We start from the raw sequence: 23,935 nt of genomic DNA on the forward strand, positions 1-23,935 counted from the left end.
GGCTCCGGGAGAATTTCTCCTGGAGCCATTTTCACCTGAGGGCCCGCGTTTTCGCTCGCTGTGGCCTCTACCTTGGGAAGAGATTGGGGTGAGATTCAATGCTTAAGAAACTCGGTTTCGCTCTGGCCGCTGTGCTGTCACTGACAGCTGCGCCGGGCAACACCGCCTTCGCGGAAGAAGAACAGATTCCGCTGGAGGCTTTCACCATGCTGCCTATCATTCAGGATGCGCGTATATCCCCTGATGGAAAGAAGCTTGCTGTCCTGCGTGCGACTACAGCTGCTGGCGACTATATTCTGGATATCTACGATACTCGCCGGATGGACAGAGAGCCAGTGCGCCTTGGCTCAGACAAAATGCAGATGCTTGCCGTTGGATGGGCAAACAGCGACCGCTTGTATATGACTTTCCGCGTCCAGAAGGATCGCCCGAACCGCTTGGGTAGCTACTACCGCTTCCAGCGCGCGATTGTCGATGCTGACGGCAAAGGCGAATGGCTATACCTGCCTGATGGCAGCAGCTGGATGTCTTGGCTCCGAAGCGAGAAGGACGAAATCCTGCTAGAAATGGATGCGAATGAAAATCGTATTCCTGACGTGGTTCGATTTAATGTCAATAACGGTCGCACACGTACAGTCATCCGTGGCAGCACCAAGATTAGCGGCTTCATCAGTGACCTCGACGGCGATATCCGTGGTGGCACAGGCTTTGAGGTCGAATCCGGATCGATCAAATATTATGCCCGCCTCAAGGGCGATGACGATTGGCAACTGATCAAGACGGTTACACCAGACGCAGAAACCCGGGATGACTTTGATCTTCTCGCTTTTTCGGTTGATAATCCGAATGAAATCTACATCCGGGCCAATAACGGTCAGGATAAATCAGGTATTTACACCTATAATCTGGAAACTAAGCAGACATCTGAACGCCTGTTCGGCCTGAAGTCTGTGGATGCAGGCGGTATCATCACCGGCAACCAGCCACACAACCTAGGCAAGCTTTTAGGCTATACCTACGACGCAGGAGAATATCGCCGGTTTTATACGGATCCCGCGGAAAAAGCGCTTCATGACGCGGTACAGGCCCTGTTCCCGGAAGATGATGTGTCACTTTACAGCCGGTCCGACGACGACAATATGATCATGGTCTATGTTTCGTCCGACACGACACCTGGCACCTATTATCTGCTGAAAAACAAAGCGGAGCTGATCAAGATCGGCGATACATATCCCCTTTTGGACAAGAGCAACCTCGCGGAAAAGAAATACATCCGCTATAAAGCCCGCGACGGTCGCACCATCTATGCATACCTGACAGTGCCACGCAGCGAAGGTCCGCACCCCGGCATTGTGTTGCCGCACGGCGGTCCGTGGGTTCGTGAGACCGGTGGCTATGATGAGTGGTCCCAGCTGCTGGCCAGCAGGGGGTATGTGGTCATTCAGCCAAACTATCGCGGCTCCACAGGTTATGGTCTTGATCACTGGAAAGCCGGTGACGAGAATTGGGGCCTGAAAATGCAGGATGACCTTGATGATGCGGCCATGTATCTGGTGGAAAAGGGCCTGTCTACGAAAGACAAGCTTGCCATGTTTGGCTGGAGCTATGGCGGCTATGCGGCCTTTGTTGCTTCTATGCGCGACAACAACATTTATCAGTGCTCTGTCGCAGGAGCAGGTGTCAGCAATCTGGAACTACTGAATGCTGGCTTGCACAACAGCCCGTTCCTGAAAGAGTTGCAGCGCCCTACAATCAAGGGCATTTCGCCTGAGAAGCAGGTCGAAAAGGTCAACATTCCAATCTTCGTCGTGCATGGCGCCATTGACGAGCGTGTGCCGGTGATCCACAGCCGCCAGTTTGTTGATGAGCTGGAAAAATACGGCAAGGACTATAAGTACACCGAGATGGAAGGTCTGGACCACTTCTCGAATCGTTTTACGCACGAACACAAGAAGCAATTCTACACCGAGCTTCTTGACTGGCTCGCCAGCGACAAGTGCTTCGGCAAGTAAGCGATACAAAACAGGCAAAAAGCCGGGGAATAAGTACCCCGGCTTTTTCTTCTAAGCCTGAACTATCAGGCCTCTAGTTATCAGGCTGCATCAGCCTTGCTTTCTTGTCGGTTCAGGAGCAGCATGCCATCGCCCGCAGACACAGCAACATGGTCGCCCGGCTTGATGTCACCCTTCAGGATTTCATCCGCTAGCGGGTCCTGCAGATATTTCTGCACTGTCCGCTTCAGTGGGCGCGCACCGTAAACCGGATCGTAGCCCATATTGCCAAGCCAATCCCGCGCTTCGTCCGAGAGGTCGATCACGATCTTGCGGTCGTCCAGAAGCTTCTGCAGCCGGCGAACCTGGATATCCACAATCGCCGCCATATGACTGCGTTCCAGCCGGTGGAACAGAATGATCTCGTCCAGCCGGTTGATGAACTCAGGCCGGAAGGAGCCCTTGACCACATCCATCACCTCGTTGCGTACGCTTTCAACCGGTTCACCGTCCTTCAACTCGGCAATCAGGTGTGAGCCAAGGTTGGATGTCAGGATAATGAGCGTGTTGGTGAAGTCCACCGTACGCCCCTGCCCGTCCGTCAGGCGGCCATCATCCAGCACCTGCAACAGCACGTTGAATACATCCGGATGGGCCTTTTCGATCTCGTCGAACAGGATCACCTGGTATGGCCGGCGTCGCACGGCTTCGGTCAGCACGCCGCCTTCCTCATAGCCGACATAGCCCGGAGGGGCGCCGATCAGCCGGGCCACGGAGTGTTTCTCCATGAACTCGGACATATCGATCCGCACCATAGCCGTATCGTCATTGAAGAGGAACGAGGCCAGCGCTTTTGTAAGCTCTGTCTTGCCCACACCAGTGGGCCCGAGGAACAGGAAGCTGCCAAGCGGCCGGTTCGGGTCCTGCAGGCCAGCACGCGCGCGGCGCACAGAGGCCGAGACGGCCTCAAGGGCTTCCCGCTGGCCGATCACACGACGACCGAGCTCATCTTCCATCCGAAGGAGCTTGTCGCGCTCGCCTTCCAGCATCTTTTCAACAGGCACACCAGTCCAGCGCGACACCACGGCCGCAATATCCTGGTCGGTTACCTCTTCCCTGAGAAGCGACCCGCTCTCATCGGCATTAGCTGCCTCTTCGAGGCGCTGTTCAAGCCCTGGGATTGTGCTGTGCTGCAGCTCACCCGCCTTGGCATAGTCACCGCGACGTTGAGCCTGCTCAAGCTCGATCCGTGCCTGATCCAACTGTTCCTTGAGGTTCTTGTCCCCGGCAATGCGGTCCTTTTCTGTCTGCCAGCGAGCTGTCAGTTCTGCAGAACGCTGTTCAAGGTCCGCCAGTTCTTTTTCAAGATCCTTAAGGCGTGTTTTGGACCCTTCGTCCTTCTCTTTCTTCAGGGCTTCCCGTTCGATCTTCAGCTGAATGATCTTGCGGTCCAGCTCATCAATCTCTTCAGGTTTCGATTCGGTTTCCATACGCAGGCGCGAAGCGCTTTCGTCCATCAAGTCGATCGCCTTGTCCGGCAGAAACCGGTCGGTGATATAGCGGTTTGAAAGAGTTGCGGCAGCCACAAGCGCGGCATCAGTGATACGGACACCGTGGTGCAGCTCATACTTTTCCTTCAGGCCGCGCAGGATGGAGATCGTGTCTTCAACCGTCGGCTCGCCAACAAACACGGGCTGGAACCGGCGCTCAAGGGCAGCATCCTTTTCAACATATTTCTTGTATTCATTAAGCGTTGTGGCGCCGATACAGTGCAACTCACCACGCGCGAGCGCTGGCTTCAGGAGGTTTGAAGCATCCATGGCACCGTCGGTCTTGCCTGCGCCCACAAGCGTGTGCATCTCGTCAATGAACAGAACGATATCACCTTCGCCTGCGGAAACTTCCTGCAGCACACCCTTAAGGCGCTCCTCGAATTCACCGCGGTATTTTGCACCTGCGATCAGCGCGCCCATATCAAGCGCCATGATGGTTTTGTTCTTCAGGCTATCCGGCACATCGCCATTAGCAATCCGCAATGCAAGGCCTTCCGCAATCGCGGTTTTACCAACGCCAGGTTCACCGATCAGCACCGGGTTGTTCTTGGTCCGGCGCGAGAGGACCTGCACCGTGCGGCGGATTTCCTCATCGCGGCCGATCACGGGATCCAGCTTGCCGTCGCGGGCCCGCTGGGTCAGATCCTGCGCGAAGCGCTTGAGGGCATCATAAGCGTCTTCGGCCGAAGCGGTGTCCGCCGTCCGACCCTTGCGGATGGTATTGATTGCGTCATTAAGCTTTTCGGGCGTCAGGCCAGCTTTCATCAGAATGCTGCTTGCGTCACACTTGGGTGTCAGCAGAAATGCAAGCAACATGCGCTCGGCAGTGACATACTTGTCACCCGCCTTTTCGGCGATCTCTTCTGCTTTGGCAAATACTTGCGCTGTTGCAGGGTCCAGATGCAATTGTCCGGCACCCGATCCCTCGACCTTGGGCAACTTTCCAAGGGCCTCTTCAACGCCCTTAAGCGCCTCTTCAGGCTTGCCTCCTGCGGCGCGAATAAGGTTCGCCGCGAGGCCTTCCTTGTCGTCGAGGAATACTTTCAAAAGATGTTCTGGTGTAAAGCGCTGGTGTCCCTCACGAAGGGCCAGTCCTTGAGCGCTCTGAATGAAACCGCGCGTGCGGTCGGTATAGTTTTCGATGTTCATGTGTCATCAACCCCATGATTGTCCCGCCCTTCTTTTGAAGCGACAGGGTTACTTTCGGTTACTCACAGACGCCTTCTTTGAAGCCCGCCTGCTATACACATGTGGGTATTATATCAAATTCTCGCAAGGGTAGGAGCCATGAAAAAAGGTCGCACCAACGCTGGCACGACCTTTTGGAACTCTTTAAGCCGGCACAATGGCCCTTAGGCGGCTTCATTGCCTTCTGGATTGCTACCAGCGTCGGCGGCAACTTCTGCAGCGGCTTCCGGCACGACATCAGCCTTGGGGCTGCGGCGGCGCACAGGTGCCCGGCGACGCTTCGGCTTTTCTTCTGCCGTAGTGCCGTCCAGATCCAACTCCGGATGCACCTCAACAGGTTGCTCTACCGCGGCTGGATCTGCTGCATTGCCCGCTTGGCCACCATTTTGATCCTGGTCTTCAGGCTTTTTCCGCCGCCCCCGACCTCGGCGCTGCGCCTGATCGGCGTCCTGCTGCACGCTTTCAGATGACGGCTGGTCATCCTCATGCTGACCCTGGTCGCGCTGGTTTTGGTCGCGCTGGTTTTGGTCCCGCTGGTTTTGGCCGCCATTCCTTGCGGTCATCTCATTCAGGACCCGTTGATAATGGTCGGCGAACTGATAGAAATATTCAGCCTGAACCCGGTCACCAGCCTGCTTGGCTTCCCGTGCCTGGTTCTTGTATTTTTCCAGCAGTTGCTTTGGATTGCCACGAACCTTGGGTTCGTTGCTACGGTTACCAGGACCGCCATTGCTACCTTTGCCGCCTTTGCGGGGTGCAGACCTACCGCGCTGTTTCCGCGCGTTCTGATTCTGTTTCATGCGAAATCATTACCAACAGTGATAAGAAATTAATTCAAAGGCAGACCAAGCCTGCCAGTCTTCCGACATCGAAATTCGACCTTTTTCGGAAATTATGTCTGCAGCGGTTGGTTCCCAAAGACCATGTCCGCTCTTTCCAAGACATCCTCACCCTAACGGGTCTTATTATGCATTCCAAGGGAAAAAGGCTGAGAATTCAGCTTTTTTTGCCGTATAGCACGCGCTCAACACCGCCCAGGTCTTTGACCTTGCCGGTTCCGACCAGACCCGCAGCATCAAAAAGCGCCATCACGTCACCAGCTTGGTGAATGCCCACCTCCACCGCCAGTAGGCCGCCAGGCGCAAGAAATGCAGGTGCCTGATCCGCGATCAAACGATATGGGCCCAGACCATCTTCGCCGCCATCAAGCGCACTGCCTGGCTCATAAAGCCGGACATCGGCCATCAGGCCGGCCATATCCTTTGATGGAATATATGGCGGGTTGGAAACGATCACATCAAACTGTGCCTGCTTATCCAGGGGGGCAAACCAGCTGCCTTGAAAGAATTCGACCCGCTCCTGAAGGTCCAGCGATACAGCATTTTCTTTGGCCACCGACAGGGCTCCGGCGCTGATATCAACGGCAGTTCCAAGGGCGTCCCGCAATTCATGCAGGAGGCTCAGCAAAATACAGCCGGACCCTGTCCCCAAGTCGAGGACGCGCCGAACCGGCAGTCCGTCCATCTGCCTGAGGACCGTTTCCACCAGGGTTTCAGTGTCCGGGCGTGGGATCAGGGTGTCAGGTGTCACCTTGAAGGGCAGGCTCCAGAACTCCTGCTCGCCGGTGATGTAGGCTACCGGCTCACACGTCAGCCTTCTGCTCAGCAGCGCATCAAATTCTGACACCGCTTGCTGGGGGACGGCAGCTGTCAGCTTGCCGTAGAGCGCCATCCGTGGGCAGCCCAGCACATGAGCCATTAGGATTTCTGCGTCCAGACGGGCAGTCTCAATCCCGGCCAAGGCAAGCCTGACCTCAGCCGCCTTCAATTGACTTAGAAGGGTGTCCGCTACGCTCAAAAGCCTTCTTCCATAGCGGACAGTTTAGCTGCCTGATCTTCACTGATAAGGGCGTCGATGACTTCTTCAAGGCCTTCACCCGCCAGAATCTGATCCAGCTTGTGAAGGGTCAAGCCGATACGGTGATCCGTCACTCGGCCCTGCGGGAAATTATAGGTACGAATGCGTTCAGACCGGTCACCTGAACCAACCTGGCTCTTACGCGCCTCTGACCGCTCCGCTGCCAGCATCTCCCGCTCCCGGTCATAAAGCCGTGCCCGCAGCACCTGCATGGCCTTCTCCCGGTTCCGGTGCTGGGACTTCTCGCTTGATGTCACCACAATCCCGGTTGGCAGGTGGGTGATGCGCACGGCACTATCGGTGGTGTTTACGTGCTGGCCACCTGCGCCTGAAGATCGCATGGTATCAATCCGGATGTCTTCCGGGCGAATTTCGATGTCCACCTCTTCCGCTTCCGGCATTACCGCAACGGTGGCCGCGCTTGTGTGAATGCGGCCACCTGATTCGGTTGCCGGCACACGTTGCACCCGATGCACCCCGGATTCGAACTTCAGCTTCGCGAACACGCCCTTGCCGGAAACGTTCGCCATCACTTCCTTGAAGCCACCAACGTCAGATGGGGAGCCAGAGATCATCTCCATCTTCCAGCCCTGGGTGGCTGCGTACTTTTCGTACATTTCATAAAGGTCGCCTGCGAACAGCGCCGCTTCATCACCGCCCGTGCCCGCTCGAATCTCAAGGATCGCCGACTTGTCATCCGCCGCATCTTTCGGCAGCAGCTGGATCGACAGGTCCCGGTCCATTTGGGGCAGCTTTTCCTTGAGCTCTTTAAGCTCTTCCTGCGCCAGTTCTCTCATCTCGGGATCGTCGCCTGACGCGATCATCTCCTCAAGATCTTCAACCTCCTGGCGCGCGGCTTTGAGGGCATTCACTGCCTCAACCACGGGGCCAAGGTCGGCATACTCGCGGCTCAGCTTCACGAACTCTTCGTTCGAAAACTCATCGGGTGTGCCAAGAGCATGACCCAGATAGTCATAGCGATCAGTTAGCAGTTCCAGGCGTTCATCGGAAATCATGGCTTCTCTCCTTACGCCTTGATCGAGGCAACGAGGCCGCCAAACGGCACTTCCCATTGCTCGCCACTATCAAGCTCTTTCACCATCACATTACCGGCCTCCAGCTCATTGTCGCCAAGGATCACGGCAAAGCGCGCGTTGGCTTTATTGGCCCGGTTCAGGCGCTTCTTCATATTGCCACTGCGGTCTGCGAGAACAGTCAATCCGGCTTCACGCATGTCTTCCGCGAGCGCAAAGGCCTTCAGTGTCGCAGCTTCGCCCATTGGCATGATCATAACCGGGCGAACCTCTCGGAGGTCCAAGTCAGACAGCATGGCAAGGCGTTCGATGCCACCTGCCCAGCCAACACCGGCCACGGCTGGACCACCGAGCTTCTCAATCAGGCCGTCATAGCGGCCACCGGCCAGAACCGTGCCCTGTGCGCCCAGCTCGGTGGTGACGAACTCAAAAGCCGTGTGGGTGTAATAATCAAGGCCGCGCACCAGGCGCTCGTCGTGCTCATAAGGCACGCCCACGGCTTCAAGGCCTGCCTTCACGCTTTCAAAGAAGGTGTGGGATGCCTCATTCAAGTGCGCCGACAGCAGCGGCGCGTCGGCCACGATCAGCTTGTCCCCTTCATCCTTGCTATCGAGGATACGGAGCGGGTTGGTTTCGAGCCTGCGCACACTGTCTTCCGACAGCTTGTCCCTGTGTGCTTCGAAATAAGCCACCAGTGCCTCGCGGTAGGCTACCCTGCTTTCCACATCACCCAGTGTATTGAGGTGCAGGATAACCTTGTCACCAAGCCCAAGCTCGCGCAGCAGGCGCCAAGCCATGGCGATCTGCTCCACATCCGCTTCCGGGTTTTCGGGGCCCAGAAGCTCAGCATTGATCTGATGGAACTGGCGATAGCGGCCTTTCTGCGGGCGCTCGTACCGGAAAGCCGGTCCGTTGCTCATCAACCGGCACGGCAGGTTCTGCTGCATCCCGTTTGAGATAAAGGCGCGGCACACGCCGGCTGTGAATTCCGGCCGCAGCGTGATCTCTTCACCGCCCCGGTCCTCGAAGGTGTACATCTCTTTCGAAACCACATCGGATGCTTCACCAAGCGGGCGGCGAAACACATCTGTGAATTCAAATATCGGGGTAGAGATTTCCTCGAAACCATATGAACCTGCCACACGGCGGAACGTTTCCACCACGGCATTCATCCGGCGGGCTTCATCCCCATAGATATCGCGCGTGCCCCGCGCTGGTTGCAGTTTGGACACGGGAAATTCCTTTTACGTCAGCTAATGAGTGTCTTGGGCTGCAGCGGCTTCAAGCTGAGCCGCCTTTTCTTCCACAAGATCAACAATATGATCGACAAGCTTGTCGTCAGTAATTTTATGATCGGTCACACCCGAGAGGTAAACCATATGGTTGCCCTGGCCACCGCCAGTGAGGCCGATGTCCGTCTCCCGCGCTTCACCAGGACCGTTCACCACGCAGCCGATGATCGACAGGCTCATGGGCGTATGGATGTGTGACAAGCGCTCTTCCAGCACCTCCACGGTCTTGATAACCGGGAAAGCCTGGCGCGCGCAGGACGGGCAGGAAACAATCCGCACACCACGGTGCCTGAGGCCAAGTGACTTGAGAATTTCAAAGCCCGCCTTCACTTCCTCGACCGGCTCAGCAGAGAGGGACACGCGGATGGTGTCACCAATACCGGCCCAAAGAAGCGAACCGATGCCGATAGCGGATTTGACCGTGCCGCCTCGAAGGCCACCGGCCTCCGTGATACCCAAATGCAGGGGGTAATCTGTCGCATCAGCAAGGCCTTGATAAGCCGCGACGGCCAGGAACACATCAGACGCCTTCACGCTGATCTTGAAGTCATGAAAATCATTGTCTTCAAGAATGCGGGCATGCTCCAGCGCGCTTTCAACCAATGCCTCGGGGCAAGGTTCGCCGTATTTTTCCAGGAGATGCTTTTCCAAGGACCCGGCATTCACGCCAATACGCATGGAGCAGCCGTTGGCTTTCGCGGCGCGGATTACTTCCCGAACCCGATCAGCAGACCCAATATTGCCCGGGTTGATCCTGAGGCACGCTGCGCCAGCGTCGGCTGCTTCAAGCGCCCGCTTATAATGGAAGTGGATATCCGCCACGATCGGCACATTGGCCTCGCGGCAAATCGTCGGCATCGCCGCTGTTGAGTCTTCGTCCGGGCAGGAAACCCGCACGATATCGACGCCGGCCTCTTCCGCCGTACGGATCTGGTTGATTGTCGCGCACGGATCAGACGTCAGGGTATTGGTCATGGTTTGCACCGTGATCGGCGCGTCGCCCCCAACAGGAACATTCCCGACCATGATCTGGCGGGATTTCCGGCGATAAATATCTCTCCAGGGGCGTACACTCATGACGGCCTATTACCTTCTAACTCCAAGCGTGTTTGTTGGCGTTATACATGAGGAAGCGCCTCGCTGAAAGCAAGGAAATTCGCGAAATAAAGGAATGATAAAGTTAGCGCGATCCAGCACCTGAAGAGCTGATAGAAGATAGCAAGCGGTCTTGGTCAAGACGAACGCCTTCAATCACTTCTCCGCGACTGCCTAGCGCAACCATCTGCTGATCCCCGAGCGTCAATGTCACGCCACCGGCATTTGTGGTAGACAGAAGCGCGGCCCCTTCAATCTGCGGACGGTAACTCTGGCCCTCTCGCAGAACGCCAGACCAGATTTCAGTACCGTCTGTATTCTCAAGGCGTACCCAGGAATCTTCGCTGGCCTGCAATGTGAAATCAGCCTGGCCCGGTGTTGCTGGCCCGGCCTGGTCCGCAATCGCTGCCGGCGAGAACAGAGAAGCAGGGCGCGCAAACAGTTTTTCACGGTCTGATGACACTGTTTCCAGCTGAACCACCTCTTCGACAACTGCGGCGTCAGCGTTCAGGACCTCTGTCTCCTTTGTGAGAGACGGTAAAGAGGCCTGCACAGCCTGCAACTGCGCCACATCTGTATTGCGGTCAATAATGTCGCTGTCAGCGGTCAGGCTAAAAGGTACGATACTGCTGCCGAACATGGCCCAGCAAAGGGAGACACCCACAACGCCAGCGAGCGGCGATAGCCAGCCAGGAAGGCGGCGACGAGGCTGCGCGAGCGCGTTATCCACCGGCAAAGCCAGCGGTTCGTCTTCTGCGCCATATTCTTCTTTGAACTGAGCAACAATGGCTTTTGCGTCTTGCTTTAGTGCCATGGCATAAGCGCGCACAAAACCAACTGCGAAAGTTTTTTCAGGCAGCTCGCTATAGTCGTCCGCTTCAATGGCGACCAGATAGCTGCTCCTGACACAAATATCTTTGGCGATGGACTCAATACTCAGGCCACGCTCATCACGCGCGTCCTGCAACAGTTTACCAACTGTTTTTACTTCCTGGTTCATCACAAAAACCGTCCCCTGCCTTGCCTTTGCTGGATTTTTCCAGTCTGGACAGACAGTAACCTGCTATTACAGCGTTATCCCATCATGAGACCGTCCGGCTTAACCCTAGGCCTCTCGAGCACCACATTTCTGCATCCAAAGTGCACCCCGCTATCGTGCGAGCAGCTTGTGGTTGCGGTCCGTGGTATTTTTCTACGGTTTCTATTGGACCACACATTAGTCAAAAAACATTTAACGCCCCGAGTCAAATAGATTCAATTTTTATGGGAAATTATTCCCCTCCTGACAGCAAACATTTGCTGCTTCAAGAGAATTTCAGAGTTTGATGTTGTGATCCTGGGCAAAAGCCAGGAGTGAGTCGCGAATCGAATGTTCCGGCGACGTGATGTTTGAAAGCATGAAATCGCGCAACTGCTTCAGGTTGACTGACCGGATCATGCGCTTCACTGGCCCCACAGATGTAGGCGAAATGGAAATGCGACGAAGGCCCAGCGCCACCAGTGCCATGGCCTCGATGGGGCGCCCACCCATTTCACCACACAGCGTTACAGGAACATCTGCGTTATCGCACGCCTTGATCACCATATGGAGGAAAGCAAGAACAGGCGGTGCCAGTAGGTCATACCGGTTGGCAAGCTTCGGATTGCCGCGGTCGCAGGCAAAGAAAAACTGCATCAGGTCATTGGTCCCGATCGACAGGAAGTCGATCTCCTTAAGCAGAATATCGAGCTGCCACGACAAGGACGGCACCTCAAGCATGCAGCCCACCTTCACAGCCGTTGGCGCCTCACGGCCATGCTTGGCCAGACGGTCAATTTCCTTTTGCAGGATCGCCTTGCAGCGCCTGAGTTCGGCGACTTCCGCAATCATGGGAAACATGACGTGAAGTGTCTTTCCCGGCGACGCATAGAGAAGTGCCCGCAACTGATATCTCAGGAGCGCAGGGCGGTCGAGCGCGATGCGAATTGCGCGCCAACCCATGGCCGGGTTCTCTTCTTCTTCGCGTGGCAGAAAAGGGGCAGGCTTGTCGCCGCCGATATCCAGGGTGCGGAACACCACTGGTCGGTCGCCTGCAGCTTCAAGCGCGGCTTTATAGATCTTCGTTTGCTCATCCACGCGGGGCAACGCCGGTGAAACCATGAACTGGAATTCCGTCCGGAACAGGCCGATGCCTTCGGCACCGGTCGTATCAAGGCTGGGCAGGTCCACCAACAGACCCGCGTTCATGAAAAGCGTGACCCGCTGGCCATCCACCGTTTCCGCAGGCAGCTCGCGTTCGGCTGCATATTCGGCATAAAGCTTTTCCTGAAGCTCAAGCGTCGCCTTATAGCTTTCAACCACATCATCGGCCGGGCGAATGTAGACATGCTCGCTGCCTGTATCGACGATCACCTGTTCGCCGGGCTCAACATGTGTCAACAGGCCCTTGACCCGCCCCAGAACAGGAATGCCCATCGCACGAGCAATGATGGTCACATGGGACGTCGCCGATCCTTCCTCAAGCACAATGGCTTTCAGAAAATCGCGGTCATAATCCATCAACTCTGCCGGGCCGATCGTGCGGGCAATCAACGCCGAATCCTCTGTCAGCTTTATCCGGTAATCGGTGGTGTCGCCCTGGATGATCCGGATAAGACGCGTGGCGAGGTCTTCAAAATCTGAAATCCGTTCCTTCAGGTACGGATCACGGATCTTGCTCATACGGGCGCGGTTTTCCTGCTGAACCCGGTCGACCGCAGCCTCGGCGGTCAGGCCCGACAGCACAGCATCACGCATCTTGTCCTGCCAACCCTGGTCGTAGGCGAACATGCGGTAGGTCTCGAGCACTTCGCGGTGTTCGCCGCCATGGGCAAGGTCTGGATGCTCTATAAGCTCTTCAAGGCGAAGCCTAAGTTCGGCGATCGCCTCTTCCAGACGCAGTTTTTCGGCATCAACGTCTTCCGCGACCGTGCGAGTGATATGAATTTGCGGCTGGTGAAACACGGCCACACCGGCGCCTACACCACCCGCGAGAGACATGCCGTCAAGCGTGACAGGCTGGCCCGTCGTGGTACTGTCTTCCGACAGCTCTTCCTTGTCCACCAGGGTGCCAGAGCCCACAAGCTCAGCGATCACCATCGAGATGGTCTGAAGCGCTTCCACTTCCTCTGGCTTATAACGGCGCGGGGCCACATTCTGCACAACCAGAACACCCACCACCTTGCCGGTCCTCAGGATCGGTACGCCAAGGAAGCTGTGATAGATGTCTTCGCCTGTTTCAGGGCGGTAAACGAATCGGGGATGCTGCGGTGCTTCAGAAAGGTTCAGCGGCAGGCCACGTTCGGCCACAAGACCCACAAGGCCTTCACCGAAGCGCAGGCGCGTCTGGTGCACAGCCTCTTCCTTCAGGCCTTCTGTCGCGAAAAGTTCCAGGATGCCGCCTGCCCTAGCCAGATAGATTGAGCAAACTTCGGCAACCATATTCTGCGCGATAACACGGACCACGCGGTCGAGCCGGTCCTGCGGCTGGCCACTGCCAGCCATAACGCTATGGAGCCGCCGAAGCAGCAATCTTGGCTGACTTACGTGGTCAGGCAAGGCATTCCCCCTCTTGCTTGTACCGGCCGATGAGCCGGCGTGCGGCGGAAACCGCGATCCACCTGTTAGCCTCGGGCATCCAGGTGGGCTATTGCTTGGTCTACAAGCTCCCGAATGATATCGGCGGTCGGCTCAATCTTTTTGACCATGCCGACGCTTTGACCAGCCATAACAGAGCCGGTTTCGACGTCGCCGTCAACCACCGCGCGGCGCAGGGCACCACCCCAGAAGTGTTCAATCATCATCTGGCCTTCGTCCTGGGCAATTTCACCGGCCCGGAATTTGGCGACAACTTCCTGCTGGGTCTTCATGAAATCTTCTGTGCCCTGATTCTTGAGCGCACGCACAGGAATTACAGGGAAACGGCTATCGATCTGCGTGCTCGCCACAGCGTCTCGGGCACTCGCGCGAACAAAAGCCTTCTTGAAGTTTTCATGAGCCACACATTCTTCTGCAACCACAAACCTGGTTCCTAACTGGGCACCTGACGCACCCATTTCAAGGTAGGAAGCCATCACTTCACCGCGGCCGATACCCCCCGCCACGAAAACAGGCACGTCTGTGATCACCGGCAGGATTTCCTGCGCGAGGACACTTGTGGACACAGGCCCGATATGGCCGCCAGCTTCAGCGCCTTCGATAATGATCGCATCAACGCCAGACCGCACCAGCTTCTTGGCCAGCGCCGCCGTTGGCGCAAAACACATCAGCTTGGCCCCGAAACCCTTGATTTTGGCAATCGAAGCGCCACTTGGCAGGCCGCCCGCGAGTACCACATGGCTGACCTTCTGCTCGGCACAGACATCGATAAGGGCATCAAGGTCGGGGTGCAGCGTGATCAGGTTAACCCCGAAAGGCTTGTCGGTCAGCTTGCGAGTTGCGGCGATCTCAGCAGCCAGAAGGTCTGGCCCCATTCCGCCACAAGCGATGACACCGAAGCCACCTGCGTTAGAGATGGCGGATACCAGGTTCCGTTCGGAGACCCAGGTCATTGCACCGCCAAGGATGGCATATTCACTGCCTAAAAATTCCTTGCCGCGCTGCCAGTGTCTTTCCAGGCGCGCCAGACCAATTTCACTCATAAAAATACCCTCAAACTCTACGCAGATTATGCGTCAGTCGGGGCATCCAAACCATAGGCCGTATGAAGCGCCCGAACTGCAAGCTCTGTATATTCCGCGTCGATAATTACACTAACTTTAATTTCAGACGTAGAGATAACTTGGATATTGATACCCTTTTCTGCGAGCGTATCAAACATTTTGCTTGCGACACCTGCGTGACTACGCATGCCGACACCCACAACAGACACCTTTACAACGTCGCCGGTGTAGACGAGGTCGCGGTATTTGAGCTCATCCTTGCGGTCTTGGAGAATCTTAACCGCTTTCCTCAAGTCATCCTCAGGCACCGTGAAGGTCACGTCAGTGGACGTGCCGTCTTCGGACGCGCTTTGCACGATCATGTCGACGTTGATATTTTCCTCGGCAAGCGGCGCGAACAGGTGCGATACCTGACCAGGCCGGTCTTCAAGGCCAACAACGGTAATTTTTGCTTCGCCGCGGGAATATGCGATCCCGCTTACTACTTCCTGTTCCACGATTTCGTCCTCACCAACTACAAGTGTTCCGGGCAGGTCTTCAAAAGATGACAGAACCTGAGTGCGCACGCCGTGCGTCATGGCCATGGCAACAGACCGGGTCTGCAGCACCTTGGCCCCCAGGGATGCCATCTCGAGCATCTCTTCATAAGTAATTTTATCAAGCTTGCGCGCCTTTGGCACGATACGAGGGTCTGTGGTGTAGACACCGTCCACATCCGTGTAAATATCGCACTGGTCCGCCTTCAGGGCAGCAGCAAGCGCCACCGCTGACGTATCCGACCCACCCCGACCAAGCGTGGTGATGCGGCCGTCGTCAGCAATACCCTGGAAGCCTGCCACAACGGCCACACGGCCACCCTTCAGGCATTCCTCAAGCTTTTCGGTCTCAATAGATTCGATTCGGGCCGCACCATGGACGTCGTTGGTGTGGATCGGCACCTGCCAGCCCAGGAAAGAGCGCGCAGGCACTTCCATTTCCTGAAGGCAGATAGACAGGAGCCCGATGGTAATCTGCTCGCCAGCTGCTACGACAGTGTCATATTCGCGGGCATCATGCATGGGTGCGGCCGCGCGGCAGAAATCCACCAGTTGGTTTGTAGTGCCCGACATGGCGGAAACAACGACAACCACTTCATGGCCTTCGTCCACGGCTTTCTTGACCCGGTTTGCTACGTTGCGAATGCGGTCAACGTCGCCAACAGAAGTCCCACCAAACTTTTTTACTATCCGTGCCATCTGAATTTCCGGTTCCTATCGCAAACAATCCTGTTTCCGGCAATTTGACGCATGCACTTGACCCGATGGGCACAAAGGTGCGTATTGAGAAACAGCGCGATATTGTTTAAAGGCTGGCTTGCATGCGTGCAAGCGCTCAGTCTTTGGGTCGCGCGGGAAAAGCTTGCTTGGAACAAAAGATATGCTGAACGAAAACCAGACATCCGACACAGCACCAGAGGCCGGCACCATCGCCCATGGTGGCACAGTGGATGAAAGCGAAGTCGCTTTCTTCGCCCGCATTGCCGATACCTGGTGGGACCCAAAGGGCCCCTTCAAGCCGCTGCATATCCTCAATCCAACGCGCCTTGGCTATATCCGGCAGGAAGTGGAAGCTCATTTCGGCCTCGAGAAGAATCTGAAGGAACCCTTCAAAGGGTTGCGTCTTCTGGACATTGGCTGCGGCGGCGGGCTGGTATCTGAACCCGTGGCGCGCCTGGGAGCCGATGTGGTGGCCGTTGATGCGTCTGAGAAGAACATCAAGACCGCCAGTGTGCATGCGGCGCAGTCGCGCCTCGAGATTGACTTTCGCAACACCACCGCCGAAGCGCTCGCGGACGCAGGCGAACAGTTTGACGTGATCATCAATATGGAAGTAATCGAGCATGTGGCAGACGTGGATGCCTTCCTCGCATCCTGCCGCAAGCTCCTGAAACCCGGCGGCATCATGTTGCTCTCCACTATCAACCGGACGGCAAAATCGTACCTGTTCGCGATTGTGGGCGCAGAGCACATCCTGCGCTGGTTGCCCGTGGGCGCGCACGACTGGAACAAGTTCATCAAACCGGATGAGCTGAAGGAATATGTCGCTAAAGCTGGCTTCACGCCCGGCGACGCCACAGGCTTTGTGTTCAACCCCATCGGAGGCCGGTGGCGGCTGAGCAGCACAGACACGGGTGTCAATTATGCCATGACGGCAACCGCACCCAAATAAGGACGCGGTCGCCGTCATACCCCCATCAACTCAGGCTTGGGGCTTCTTCTTGAGGCCACGGTAGGCCAGTAGACACGCGATGATCAGGACCGCGCCGGTGATGGCGCTGTTCTCTGGCCCTTCGGCACCACCCGAAAGCCAGTCACGTGCGCCTGTCTTGATCATCAAGTCCACCCACAGCGGCTTAACATCAAGGGCAATGCCGGTTGTCGGCAGGCCGAACCATGTGATGAACGACCAGTTCCAGGCCGCGTGCCAGGCGCACGCCCCCCATACGGATTTCTGCCGGATCGCCAGGAAGCTGACAAAGATCGAGAAAGCCATTGTCATGAATGTGAAAATGGCGAACACGAGAGGGTCAAAATCTTCACCGCCGATCCCCTCGATATGCATCAGCATGAACAATGTGGAGTTGCCAAGCACCCCGGTCCACATGCCGAACCGCTCCGTAAGGCGGGACAGCATCCAGCCCCGAAACAGGATTTCCTCCACACTGGATTGGACAATGAAGGCCAGCCCCAGGAACAGGATTGGGCCATAGCTCACCAAGGCAAAATCCTGCGGCCCCTCCAGCGTGTAGCCGCCCACAAGCCAGACAGCCACTACGGAAACCGATGCCATCAACAGGCCAATAGCGAAGCCTTTAGGGAAATAACGCTTCAGGCTGCCACCCGGCGCAAGCCCAACGCTTGCCAGGCTGCGTCGTTCAAAATAGCGAAGCCATAACCACAAAATGCCGAAGGACGCACCAAAGGACGCCACCAGGAAATAGAGGATTGTCGGATAAGTCTCGACATTTTCCCGCGTGACCAGATTGGAAAATTTGGCGGGCAGCAGAACCATAAGCTGGCCACCGATAAAGAACACCGGCAATAGGATGAACAGAGCCCAAAACCAGGTTCTTCGACTGTTTTCGTTAAGGTCGGAATAGAAAGTTGTTGTCATTGTTTTTCTCTCGCTGTCGGACTCGTCTTTGCGCGAGCCATCCAACAAGCCCCTAACGAAAGTCATAGGGCTCGAATATCAAAATCTTGCTGTTTTGGGTGCGCATGCCTATCTTCTGCAAAGACAGTGAGAGGAATTCGGCATGAGCCGCGCAGATAAGAAAATAGACAGCGCGCTGCTTCTGAAAGCCAACGCAAGCATCGAGGCCCAGCACGACATCCACAGGGATGTGGCTGTATCCAGATGGTCCATCGACCGCAACAGCGTGGCTTATGAAAAAAGCGACAGCCATACGCTAAGCCTTTACCTTAAGGGCGGCGACACAAGTTACCGCGCCGACCAAAAGGGCAACCCAGGTCGCGCGGGAACCCTGTGCCTGATGCCGCAGGGGCACGCATCCAGCTGGCATATCGGTGGCCCGATCGATTTCGTGCACCTATATTTTTCAGACGCCATTTTGAAGCGCTTCGCCGCCGATCATTATGAGCAGGATGTGCGGCTCGTGGATATCAGGGACCTGACTTATCAGGCGGACCAAACGCTCTCGAATATGCTGCTTGGATATGTTGATTGCTGTGCCCGGCAGCCGGACCGCGCCGGGCTTATCGGCGAGCAGCTCCTATACAGCATCTTCGATCATGTCATCGGCCACTATAACGGCTTCGAGATAAAGGAAAGCCGCCTCAAGGGTGGGCTGACGCCGCGCCAGATGAAGCGGGTGAAGGCGCTGATTGCCGACCGGCTCGAAACCCGCCTGTCCATGACAGACCTTGCAGCGGAGGCGGGCCTGAGCCCTTTCCACTTTGCCCGCCAGTTCAAGGAAAGCTTCGGGGAGACGCCGGGGCAACATGTCATGCGGCGGCGAATTGAAAAGGTGAAGGAGCGACTGTCGAGCGATGAGCCACTGGCACAAATCGCTGCCAACGCCGGTTTCGCTCAGCAAAGCCACATGACGGCCCAGTTCAAAAGACAAATGGGGATAACACCGCAGGTCTACCGGATAGCCCTGGCGGGCTAATGGATTGTTCAGGCGTCCTTGCGCCCAAGCCCGGGCAGCGGCATGACCTCTACGCCTTCCTCCAGAAGTTCCTTGGCTTCCTTGAGGGTGCTTTCGCCGTAGATGCCGCGCTCTTCTGCTTCGCCATAATGAATTTTACGGGCTTCGTCCGCGAACTTGTCGCCGACATAGTCGCAGTTCTGTTCAACGTGGTTCTTCAACTTCGTCAGAACCTTCTGCGCCTCGGCCACGACTTCCTGCAGCTTGGGATCGCCCGAGCGAGCAGCAACCGACGCCACTTCAGACTTCTGATTGCCTTTTGAGGCCACATTGGGCGCCATCAGTGCCTTTGATACGTCGTTGGTGCCACAGTGCGGGCATTCCACGAGCCCGGCAGCTTTCTGCTCTTCATAGGCCCCCGAGGAACGAAACCAGGCTTCGAACCGGTGACCAGTGCTGCATTTCAGGTCAAATACAATCATTTGGCATCTACAGTCGTTACATTTATGTCGCGGTCATGCGTCAATGAAGGGATTTTCTGCCGCGCTTCAGCGCATTTTGCAAGGTCCAATTCGGCATATGTAACGCCCACATCCTCGCCCGCGTCAGCAATCACCCGCCCCCAGGGATCAATCACCAGGCTGTGGCCAAACGTATCTCGGCCGGTGGCATGGTGGCCTGTCTGAGCCGCTGCCAATACAAAACAACCGGTCTCGATCGCACGGGCCCTGAGCAGCGTATGCCAGTGGGCCTCACCAGTTGGTTTTGTGAAAGCCGCAGGCACCAGCAATATGTCAGCCCCGGCGTGGGCGAGCGCACGATAGAGGTATGCGAAGCGAAGGTCATAGCAAATGGAAAGACCAAACGCGCCCATCGGCGTTTTTGCCACGACAGCAGCCTTGCCCCCTTCATACAGGGCCGATTCCCGGTAAGCTTCGCCACCACCCAGATCCACATCAAAGAGGTGTATCTTGTCATAGCTCGCCTTGATCTCACCGTCCGGGCCGATCAGGAAGGCCCTGTTGGCCAGACGGTCTTCAGCCACCTTTGTGATGAGCGAGCCGATATGCAGCCACACGCCAAGTTCTGCCGCCAGGGCGCGGAAGCGCTTCAGCCCAAGGTCTTCATCCTGGGTGCAGGCCTTCTCGAGCACTGCCTTTCGGTTCATTTCCATCAGATGCGTGGTCTCGGGCGTGCTGATGAAAACTGCGCCGCCAGCTGCCGCTTCCCGAATAAGGCTTTCTGCCGCAGTCACCGCGTCAGCGACGATGTTTCCGGTATTCAGCTGTATAAGGGCAATACGCAAGGGCTCTATCCCGCCAGAAGTGCCGTCAGGCCACCCTGTGCATCAAGGGCGTATAGATCGTCACAGCCGCCAACGTGGCGATCACCGATCCAGATTTGCGGCACAGTGTTCACGCCGCCTGCCTTTTCACGCATCTCGCGCCGGGCAGCGGGGTTCATGTCCACATTGATTTCCTTAAAACGGGCACCTTTCTGCTTCAAAAGCGCCTTGGCGCGAAAGCAGTAGGGGCACATGTTCGAGCTATAGATGACGATGTCAGCCACAAAAAGATCCTTTACTTCAAACAGCGTTGCCTTTCACGGCAATCTGGATTCGCCACATATGTAAGCGAAAACATGCAAAATTTAAAGGGAATCCCCGCTTCACGAAAGCGGGAGCTAGGCATGAACCGGGCGTCCGACCCGGGCAAATGCCACAACACCCACCTGAGATACCCCCGCCTTTTTGAGCGCAACAGCGCACGCAGAAGCCGTCGCCCCCGTTGTCAGCACGTCATCCACCAGAAGCACCCGTTTGCCTTCAAGCTGGCTTGAGCAAGAGGGCAGCACCCTGAATGCGCCCTGTACATTCTTCCGCCTGCCCTTCCGGTCAAGCGTGCCCTGGCTGGGTGTTGCGCGAGTGCGCTCAAGAATGAAAGGGTCGGCACGAACCCCAAGCTTGCCCGCCAGGCCCTTCGCCAACAGCTGGGACTGATTGAAACGGCGTTTCAAGAGCCTCCAGCGATGAAGAGGCACCGGGACTATCAGGTCAGGCAAGGCGTCAGGTGGGATCACCCGGGCCATCATGGTTACAAAGGCAGGAATGCTGGCCCCGGCCCCACCATGCTTCATCCTGATGATCAGGTCACGCCCCAGCGCCTCGTATGATACAGCCGCGCGAGCCCAATCGAAGGCCGGTGGATCTTTCATGCAGGCCCCGCACTGGGCATCTGGGCCCACATCCACTTCGAACGGCAAACCGCAGGAGGCACACCATGGCGCAGCAATGGGTGCCAGCTCCTGCCAGCAATTCCCGCACAGATGGCCATGCGACAGAATGCGCTCGCCGCATGCGGGGCACCGCGGAGGCAGCAGAAAGTCCACCACCCCGCTTGCGACCTTTCTTATGACCGACAGTTCCCCCACATGTTTCATGAGCAAAGCTTAGCAGGCAACGTAATGCGAAACCAGTTGCAACACCCACGCCCCTCGCCTATGTCAGAACCCATGAACACTCAGCCAGACGATATCAATCTGTTTGATGCAGATGCTGTACAGCGCAACCGGAAACGGGGCCGTGCAATGGGGCCGGATTTCGACTTTCTGCGCGCGGAAATCGCTGACCGCATGGCGGACCGGCTGGCGGACATCAATCGTGACTTTGGCTCCGTGCTGGACCTGGGCGGCAATTTTGCGCCCCATTCCAGCAAGACAGTTGAAGCTGTGCCGGTGGGCGACGAACCTTTGGCTGCCTCGCCCGGCAGCTATGACCTTGTCGTCTCCAACCTGGCGCTTCACTGGGTAAACGACCTGCCGGGAGTGATGGTGCAAGCCAACCGCGCCCTGAAGCCAGATGGGCTTTTCATGGCTTCGCTTTTCGGCGGCGAAACGCTGCATGAACTTGGCCACAGCCTTCTGGCAGCAGAAGCAGAGGTGACGGGCGGCGCCAGCCAGCGGGTAATCCCATTCGCTGATGTGCGCGATCTGGGTAGCCTGTTGCAGCGCGCTGGCTTTGCCCTGCCAGTCACGGATATGGACACCATCACTGTGACATACGAGCATCCGCTGAAGCTGATGCAGGAACTTCGGGGCATGGGTGAAGCCAACGCCATGCATTCTCGCAGCCGGCGCTTCCTACGGCGTGATGTGTTGATGCGCGCATGTGAGATCTATCAATCGAAGTTCGGCATGGCCGACGGCCGTGTTCCCGCCACTTTCCAGGTCATGTATATGACGGGCTGGCACCCGCACGAGAGCCAGCAGAAGCCATTGAAGCCTGGCAGCGGCAAGGTGAACCTGGGCGATGCACTCAAGGCTGGCGGGCCACCGAAAAAGCCTAGTCCCTGATCACAGTCAGGTTCGGCCAGCGCTGCTGCCACCCCTTGGCGGCAAGGCGACGTTCGAAGCCTTCCGGGTCATTCGCCTTCATGGCTGGCGTAATCCTGAGCACGTGACCGAACAGGTCATCAAATCCGAAAGCAGCCAGCCAATCAAAGTCGCCGCTGGGCTTGAGCCGCACCCCAATGCCCGTCGCAGTTTCCGCCCAATGCTGTAGCGCCGTAACGATATCGGGGAAAGGATCATGGCCGCCGAAGGTATGCATGCGCGCCTGATTGCGCACCTGCCAATCCACATCAGGCTGTTTGAGCTTCAGCGAAGCTTCATAAGCCATGTCGCGGGTCTTCAGGTTATAGGTCTTGTCGAAATAGATGACGTCCACGTCTGATCCCGGCGCCATTGGCGCGGGATCATAGAGGCTATCCCAGTAACGATTGCGGACAAAACCGGCAGCAATATAGGCGCCTTCGGGGCCAGCAGTGTGGACAGCCTCAAGTGCTGCCATGGCGGCATCGTCACCGCGCAGAAGGTCTTCGAGCGCCTTCAGGCTCAAAAGAAATCCCTGAGCATGGCGACAAGCGGATCATCCGCGGGCGGCATGGGGTAATCGCCAAGATCTCTGATCTTTACCCACTTTGTTGCCTGTCCTTCCATACCGCGCACAAGGCCTTCCCATTTCCGGCACAAGTAAAGCGGCATCAGCAGATGGAACTTCTCATAGGAATGGGACGCGAAAGCAAACGGCGCCAAACAGGCAGCCGTGATATCGATATCCAGCTCTTCCTTGCATTCGCGGATCAGCGCAGCTTCAGGCAGCTCGCCTTCTTCGACTTTGCCGCCCGGAAACTCCCACAGCCCGGTCATGGACTTGCCTTCGGGACGCTGCGCGATCAATACGCGGCCATCGATATCGATAAGCGCGATCGCTGCCACCAGGACAGTCGGCAGGCCTGCGTCAATCTTCACATTGGGTTCTGGACAATCATTGATCATGGTGGCTACGCGTAAACACACTTTTACGCAAATTCAAGCTTTAACAACTTGTTTAGGTTTCAAATGGAGGCTTAGGGCAGCTTATAGCGCGGATGAAAGATATGGGGTTACAGAAGTGTTCAAGACAGTCGCTGTAAAAATACGCGTGCTGCAGCACGCCATTTGGCGGGACCGCCAAGGCGCGACGGCTGTTGAATACGGCCTGTTGGTTGGCCTTGCCGCCCTGGGCCTTGCTGCTGGCTGGGGAGCGCTTGGCGATCTGGTGCAGCAAATTTTCGGAATGCTAAGTGACCAAACACAAGCAGCCACCCCAACCCCCTAAAGGCTGGAATGGAAACAAAGGTGTAATGCCGAACCGGCGAACCGGTTCGATCAGCTATAGGCAGCTTCCTGAAACCCACCTGTCATGCGGCGGGACCGACGACCTGACTTACCATCATCAGACTCATCATCCATGCGCTCGGCAATCACAAGGCGCGCTCTCGCGACTTCCTGCTTCATGTAATTCAGCTCCGCCAGCTTATCCGCGCCTTCATCAGCATAGCGGTCCAAAGCTTCGGTCAGTGCTTCATTCAATTCCGTCAGGAACTTCATCTGTAACTCTAGATTGACGGTTGGCATCATATTTCTCCAGCGAACTCCGGTTCAACGTACCCCACGCCTTCCTTGATACAAGAGTCATGCCAGAGATTTATTTGTT

23 protein-coding genes and 1 pseudogene are annotated in these 23,935 nt (G+C 56.6%); 5 read left to right on the forward strand and 19 right to left on the reverse strand.

Annotated elements, in window-relative coordinates:
• The first annotated feature begins 98 nt into the window (after positions 1-98).
• On the forward strand, positions 99-2,012 hold the full coding sequence (locus ACFO5Q_RS00050) for an alpha/beta hydrolase family protein (protein WP_068150385.1): 1,914 nt from the start codon (positions 99-101) through the stop codon (positions 2,010-2,012).
• An 80-nt stretch (positions 2,013-2,092) separates the two neighbouring features.
• On the opposite strand, the gene clpB is transcribed toward ACFO5Q_RS00050, so the two are convergent.
• The 10 genes from clpB to ACFO5Q_RS00100 form a co-directional block, all read right to left on the reverse strand.
• The gene (gene clpB / locus ACFO5Q_RS00055) at positions 2,093-4,693 is read right to left on the reverse strand and encodes an ATP-dependent chaperone ClpB (protein WP_068150387.1); all 2,601 of its coding nucleotides are present in this window, start codon (positions 4,691-4,693) and stop codon (positions 2,093-2,095) included.
• 203 nt (positions 4,694-4,896) lie between these two features.
• A complete protein-coding gene (locus tag ACFO5Q_RS00060; RefSeq protein ID WP_068150390.1) occupies positions 4,897-5,532 on the reverse strand; it encodes a DUF4167 domain-containing protein in 636 nt (211 codons plus the stop codon).
• Positions 5,533-5,728: 196 nt separating this feature from the next.
• Positions 5,729-6,589, reverse strand: coding sequence for a peptide chain release factor N(5)-glutamine methyltransferase (gene prmC / locus ACFO5Q_RS00065; protein WP_197421207.1), 861 nt, complete (start codon positions 6,587-6,589; stop codon positions 5,729-5,731).
• Entirely contained in the window at positions 6,586-7,665 is a 1,080-nt protein-coding gene (prfA, locus tag ACFO5Q_RS00070; RefSeq protein ID WP_068150391.1) for a peptide chain release factor 1, read from the reverse strand. The genes prmC and prfA overlap by 4 nt, the downstream gene beginning before the upstream one ends.
• Before the next feature lie 11 nt (positions 7,666-7,676).
• Positions 7,677-8,915, reverse strand: a complete 1,239-nt coding sequence (hisS, locus tag ACFO5Q_RS00075; RefSeq protein WP_068150394.1) for a histidine--tRNA ligase — start codon at positions 8,913-8,915, stop codon at positions 7,677-7,679.
• A gap of 21 nt (positions 8,916-8,936) precedes the next feature.
• Complete coding sequence (gene ispG, locus ACFO5Q_RS00080) at positions 8,937-10,052, reverse strand: flavodoxin-dependent (E)-4-hydroxy-3-methylbut-2-enyl-diphosphate synthase (RefSeq protein ID WP_068150396.1); 1,116 nt, start codon at positions 10,050-10,052, stop codon at positions 8,937-8,939.
• Between the two features lie 103 nt (positions 10,053-10,155).
• Complete coding sequence (locus ACFO5Q_RS00085) at positions 10,156-11,070, reverse strand: helix-turn-helix domain-containing protein (RefSeq protein WP_068150399.1); 915 nt, start codon at positions 11,068-11,070, stop codon at positions 10,156-10,158.
• Positions 11,071-11,385: 315 nt separating this feature from the next.
• Positions 11,386-13,593 carry a phosphoenolpyruvate--protein phosphotransferase gene (gene ptsP / locus ACFO5Q_RS00090; protein WP_068150402.1) on the reverse strand — a complete coding sequence of 736 codons (2,208 nt, stop codon included), beginning with the start codon at positions 13,591-13,593 and terminating at the stop codon, positions 11,386-11,388.
• 119 nt (positions 13,594-13,712) lie between these two features.
• Positions 13,713-14,729, reverse strand: coding sequence for an NAD(P)H-dependent flavin oxidoreductase (locus tag ACFO5Q_RS00095; protein ID WP_068150407.1), 1,017 nt, complete (start codon positions 14,727-14,729; stop codon positions 13,713-13,715).
• 26 nt (positions 14,730-14,755) lie between these two features.
• On the reverse strand, positions 14,756-15,985 hold the full coding sequence (locus ACFO5Q_RS00100; protein ID WP_068150409.1) for an aspartate kinase: 1,230 nt from the start codon (positions 15,983-15,985) through the stop codon (positions 14,756-14,758).
• Positions 15,986-16,166: 181 nt separating this feature from the next.
• Between ACFO5Q_RS00100 and ubiG the strand changes: the two genes are divergently transcribed.
• Positions 16,167-16,958 (forward strand): bifunctional 2-polyprenyl-6-hydroxyphenol methylase/3-demethylubiquinol 3-O-methyltransferase UbiG, encoded by a 792-nt coding sequence (gene ubiG / locus ACFO5Q_RS00105; RefSeq protein ID WP_082720001.1) that lies wholly within the window; start codon positions 16,167-16,169, stop codon positions 16,956-16,958.
• 30 nt (positions 16,959-16,988) lie between these two features.
• Here ubiG and ACFO5Q_RS00110 read toward each other — a convergent pair whose 3' ends face one another.
• A complete protein-coding gene (locus ACFO5Q_RS00110; protein ID WP_068150412.1) occupies positions 16,989-17,903 on the reverse strand; it encodes a CPBP family intramembrane glutamic endopeptidase in 915 nt (304 codons plus the stop codon).
• A gap of 142 nt (positions 17,904-18,045) precedes the next feature.
• Here ACFO5Q_RS00110 and ACFO5Q_RS00115 point away from each other — a divergent pair, with 142 nt between their 5' ends.
• The gene (locus ACFO5Q_RS00115; RefSeq protein ID WP_068150414.1) at positions 18,046-18,921 is read left to right on the forward strand and encodes an AraC family transcriptional regulator; all 876 of its coding nucleotides are present in this window, start codon (positions 18,046-18,048) and stop codon (positions 18,919-18,921) included.
• A gap of 8 nt (positions 18,922-18,929) precedes the next feature.
• Here the strand turns inward: ACFO5Q_RS00115 and ACFO5Q_RS00120 are convergent, their stop codons facing one another.
• The 5 genes and pseudogenes from ACFO5Q_RS00120 to ACFO5Q_RS00140 form a co-directional block, all read right to left on the reverse strand.
• Positions 18,930-19,382, reverse strand: coding sequence for a DUF1178 family protein (locus ACFO5Q_RS00120; RefSeq protein ID WP_068150418.1), 453 nt, complete (start codon positions 19,380-19,382; stop codon positions 18,930-18,932).
• A complete protein-coding gene (locus ACFO5Q_RS00125) occupies positions 19,379-20,206 on the reverse strand; it encodes a carbon-nitrogen hydrolase family protein (RefSeq protein WP_082720003.1) in 828 nt (275 codons plus the stop codon). Before ACFO5Q_RS00125 ends, ACFO5Q_RS00120 begins: the two co-directional genes overlap by 4 nt.
• A 5-nt stretch (positions 20,207-20,211) precedes the next feature.
• Positions 20,212-20,469 (reverse strand): glutaredoxin 3, encoded by a 258-nt coding sequence (gene grxC, locus ACFO5Q_RS00130; RefSeq protein WP_068150426.1) that lies wholly within the window; start codon positions 20,467-20,469, stop codon positions 20,212-20,214.
• A 114-nt stretch (positions 20,470-20,583) separates the two neighbouring features.
• A complete protein-coding gene (locus ACFO5Q_RS00135; RefSeq protein ID WP_197421209.1) occupies positions 20,584-21,114 on the reverse strand; it encodes a ComF family protein in 531 nt (176 codons plus the stop codon).
• Positions 21,115-21,123: 9 nt separating this feature from the next.
• Positions 21,124-21,339: pseudogene (locus tag ACFO5Q_RS00140) on the reverse strand (double zinc ribbon domain-containing protein); the annotation flags it as partial.
• A gap of 72 nt (positions 21,340-21,411) precedes the next feature.
• Here ACFO5Q_RS00140 and ACFO5Q_RS00145 point away from each other — a divergent pair.
• Complete coding sequence (locus ACFO5Q_RS00145) at positions 21,412-22,251, forward strand: methyltransferase domain-containing protein (RefSeq protein ID WP_068151133.1); 840 nt, start codon at positions 21,412-21,414, stop codon at positions 22,249-22,251.
• On the opposite strand, the gene ACFO5Q_RS00150 is transcribed toward ACFO5Q_RS00145, so the two are convergent.
• Both ACFO5Q_RS00150 and ACFO5Q_RS00155 read right to left on the reverse strand, forming a co-directional pair.
• Positions 22,241-22,795: a nucleotidyltransferase family protein gene (locus tag ACFO5Q_RS00150; protein WP_068150437.1), complete on the reverse strand. Its 555-nt coding sequence runs from the start codon at positions 22,793-22,795 to the stop codon at positions 22,241-22,243. The genes ACFO5Q_RS00145 and ACFO5Q_RS00150 overlap by 11 nt on opposite strands.
• The gene (locus ACFO5Q_RS00155) at positions 22,792-23,235 is read right to left on the reverse strand and encodes a (deoxy)nucleoside triphosphate pyrophosphohydrolase (RefSeq protein ID WP_156432019.1); all 444 of its coding nucleotides are present in this window, start codon (positions 23,233-23,235) and stop codon (positions 22,792-22,794) included. Before ACFO5Q_RS00155 ends, ACFO5Q_RS00150 begins: the two co-directional genes overlap by 4 nt.
• Here ACFO5Q_RS00155 and ACFO5Q_RS00160 point away from each other — a divergent pair.
• Complete coding sequence (locus ACFO5Q_RS00160; protein ID WP_082720005.1) at positions 23,234-23,557, forward strand: Flp family type IVb pilin; 324 nt, start codon at positions 23,234-23,236, stop codon at positions 23,555-23,557. The two genes, ACFO5Q_RS00155 and ACFO5Q_RS00160, sit on opposite strands and share 2 nt — an antisense overlap.
• Positions 23,558-23,607: 50 nt before the next feature.
• Here ACFO5Q_RS00160 and ACFO5Q_RS00165 read toward each other — a convergent pair whose 3' ends face one another.
• On the reverse strand, positions 23,608-23,856 hold the full coding sequence (locus ACFO5Q_RS00165; protein WP_156432020.1) for a hypothetical protein: 249 nt from the start codon (positions 23,854-23,856) through the stop codon (positions 23,608-23,610).
• Positions 23,857-23,935 lie beyond the last annotated feature (79 nt).

It is taken from the genome of Kordiimonas lipolytica (assembly GCF_042651265.1).
Classification (GTDB): Bacteria; Pseudomonadota; Alphaproteobacteria; order Sphingomonadales; family Kordiimonadaceae; genus Kordiimonas; species Kordiimonas lipolytica.

Coding starts and splice junctions, on each gene's coding strand:
- ACFO5Q_RS00050 (WP_068150385.1), top strand. CDS start 99: ATGCTTAAGAAACTCGGTTTCGCTCTGGCCGCTGTGCTGTCACTGACA.
- clpB (WP_068150387.1), bottom strand. CDS start 4,693: ATGAACATCGAAAACTATACCGACCGCACGCGCGGTTTCATTCAGAGC.
- ACFO5Q_RS00060 (WP_068150390.1), bottom strand. CDS start 5,532: ATGAAACAGAATCAGAACGCGCGGAAACAGCGCGGTAGGTCTGCACCC.
- prfA (WP_068150391.1), bottom strand. CDS start 7,665: ATGATTTCCGATGAACGCCTGGAACTGCTAACTGATCGCTATGACTAT.
- ispG (WP_068150396.1), bottom strand. CDS start 10,052: ATGAGTGTACGCCCCTGGAGAGATATTTATCGCCGGAAATCCCGCCAG.
- ACFO5Q_RS00085 (WP_068150399.1), bottom strand. CDS start 11,070: ATGAACCAGGAAGTAAAAACAGTTGGTAAACTGTTGCAGGACGCGCGT.
- ptsP (WP_068150402.1), bottom strand. CDS start 13,593: ATGGCTGGCAGTGGCCAGCCGCAGGACCGGCTCGACCGCGTGGTCCGT.
- ACFO5Q_RS00095 (WP_068150407.1), bottom strand. CDS start 14,729: ATGAGTGAAATTGGTCTGGCGCGCCTGGAAAGACACTGGCAGCGCGGC.
- ACFO5Q_RS00100 (WP_068150409.1), bottom strand. CDS start 15,985: ATGGCACGGATAGTAAAAAAGTTTGGTGGGACTTCTGTTGGCGACGTT.
- ubiG (WP_082720001.1), top strand. CDS start 16,167: ATGCTGAACGAAAACCAGACATCCGACACAGCACCAGAGGCCGGCACC.
- ACFO5Q_RS00110 (WP_068150412.1), bottom strand. CDS start 17,903: ATGACAACAACTTTCTATTCCGACCTTAACGAAAACAGTCGAAGAACC.
- ACFO5Q_RS00115 (WP_068150414.1), top strand. CDS start 18,046: ATGAGCCGCGCAGATAAGAAAATAGACAGCGCGCTGCTTCTGAAAGCC.
- ACFO5Q_RS00120 (WP_068150418.1), bottom strand. CDS start 19,382: ATGATTGTATTTGACCTGAAATGCAGCACTGGTCACCGGTTCGAAGCC.
- ACFO5Q_RS00135 (WP_197421209.1), bottom strand. CDS start 21,114: ATGAAAGATCCACCGGCCTTCGATTGGGCTCGCGCGGCTGTATCATAC.
- ACFO5Q_RS00145 (WP_068151133.1), top strand. CDS start 21,412: ATGAACACTCAGCCAGACGATATCAATCTGTTTGATGCAGATGCTGTA.
- ACFO5Q_RS00160 (WP_082720005.1), top strand. CDS start 23,234: ATGGTGGCTACGCGTAAACACACTTTTACGCAAATTCAAGCTTTAACA.
- ACFO5Q_RS00155 (WP_156432019.1), bottom strand. CDS start 23,235: ATGATCAATGATTGTCCAGAACCCAATGTGAAGATTGACGCAGGCCTG.
- ACFO5Q_RS00165 (WP_156432020.1), bottom strand. CDS start 23,856: ATGCCAACCGTCAATCTAGAGTTACAGATGAAGTTCCTGACGGAATTG.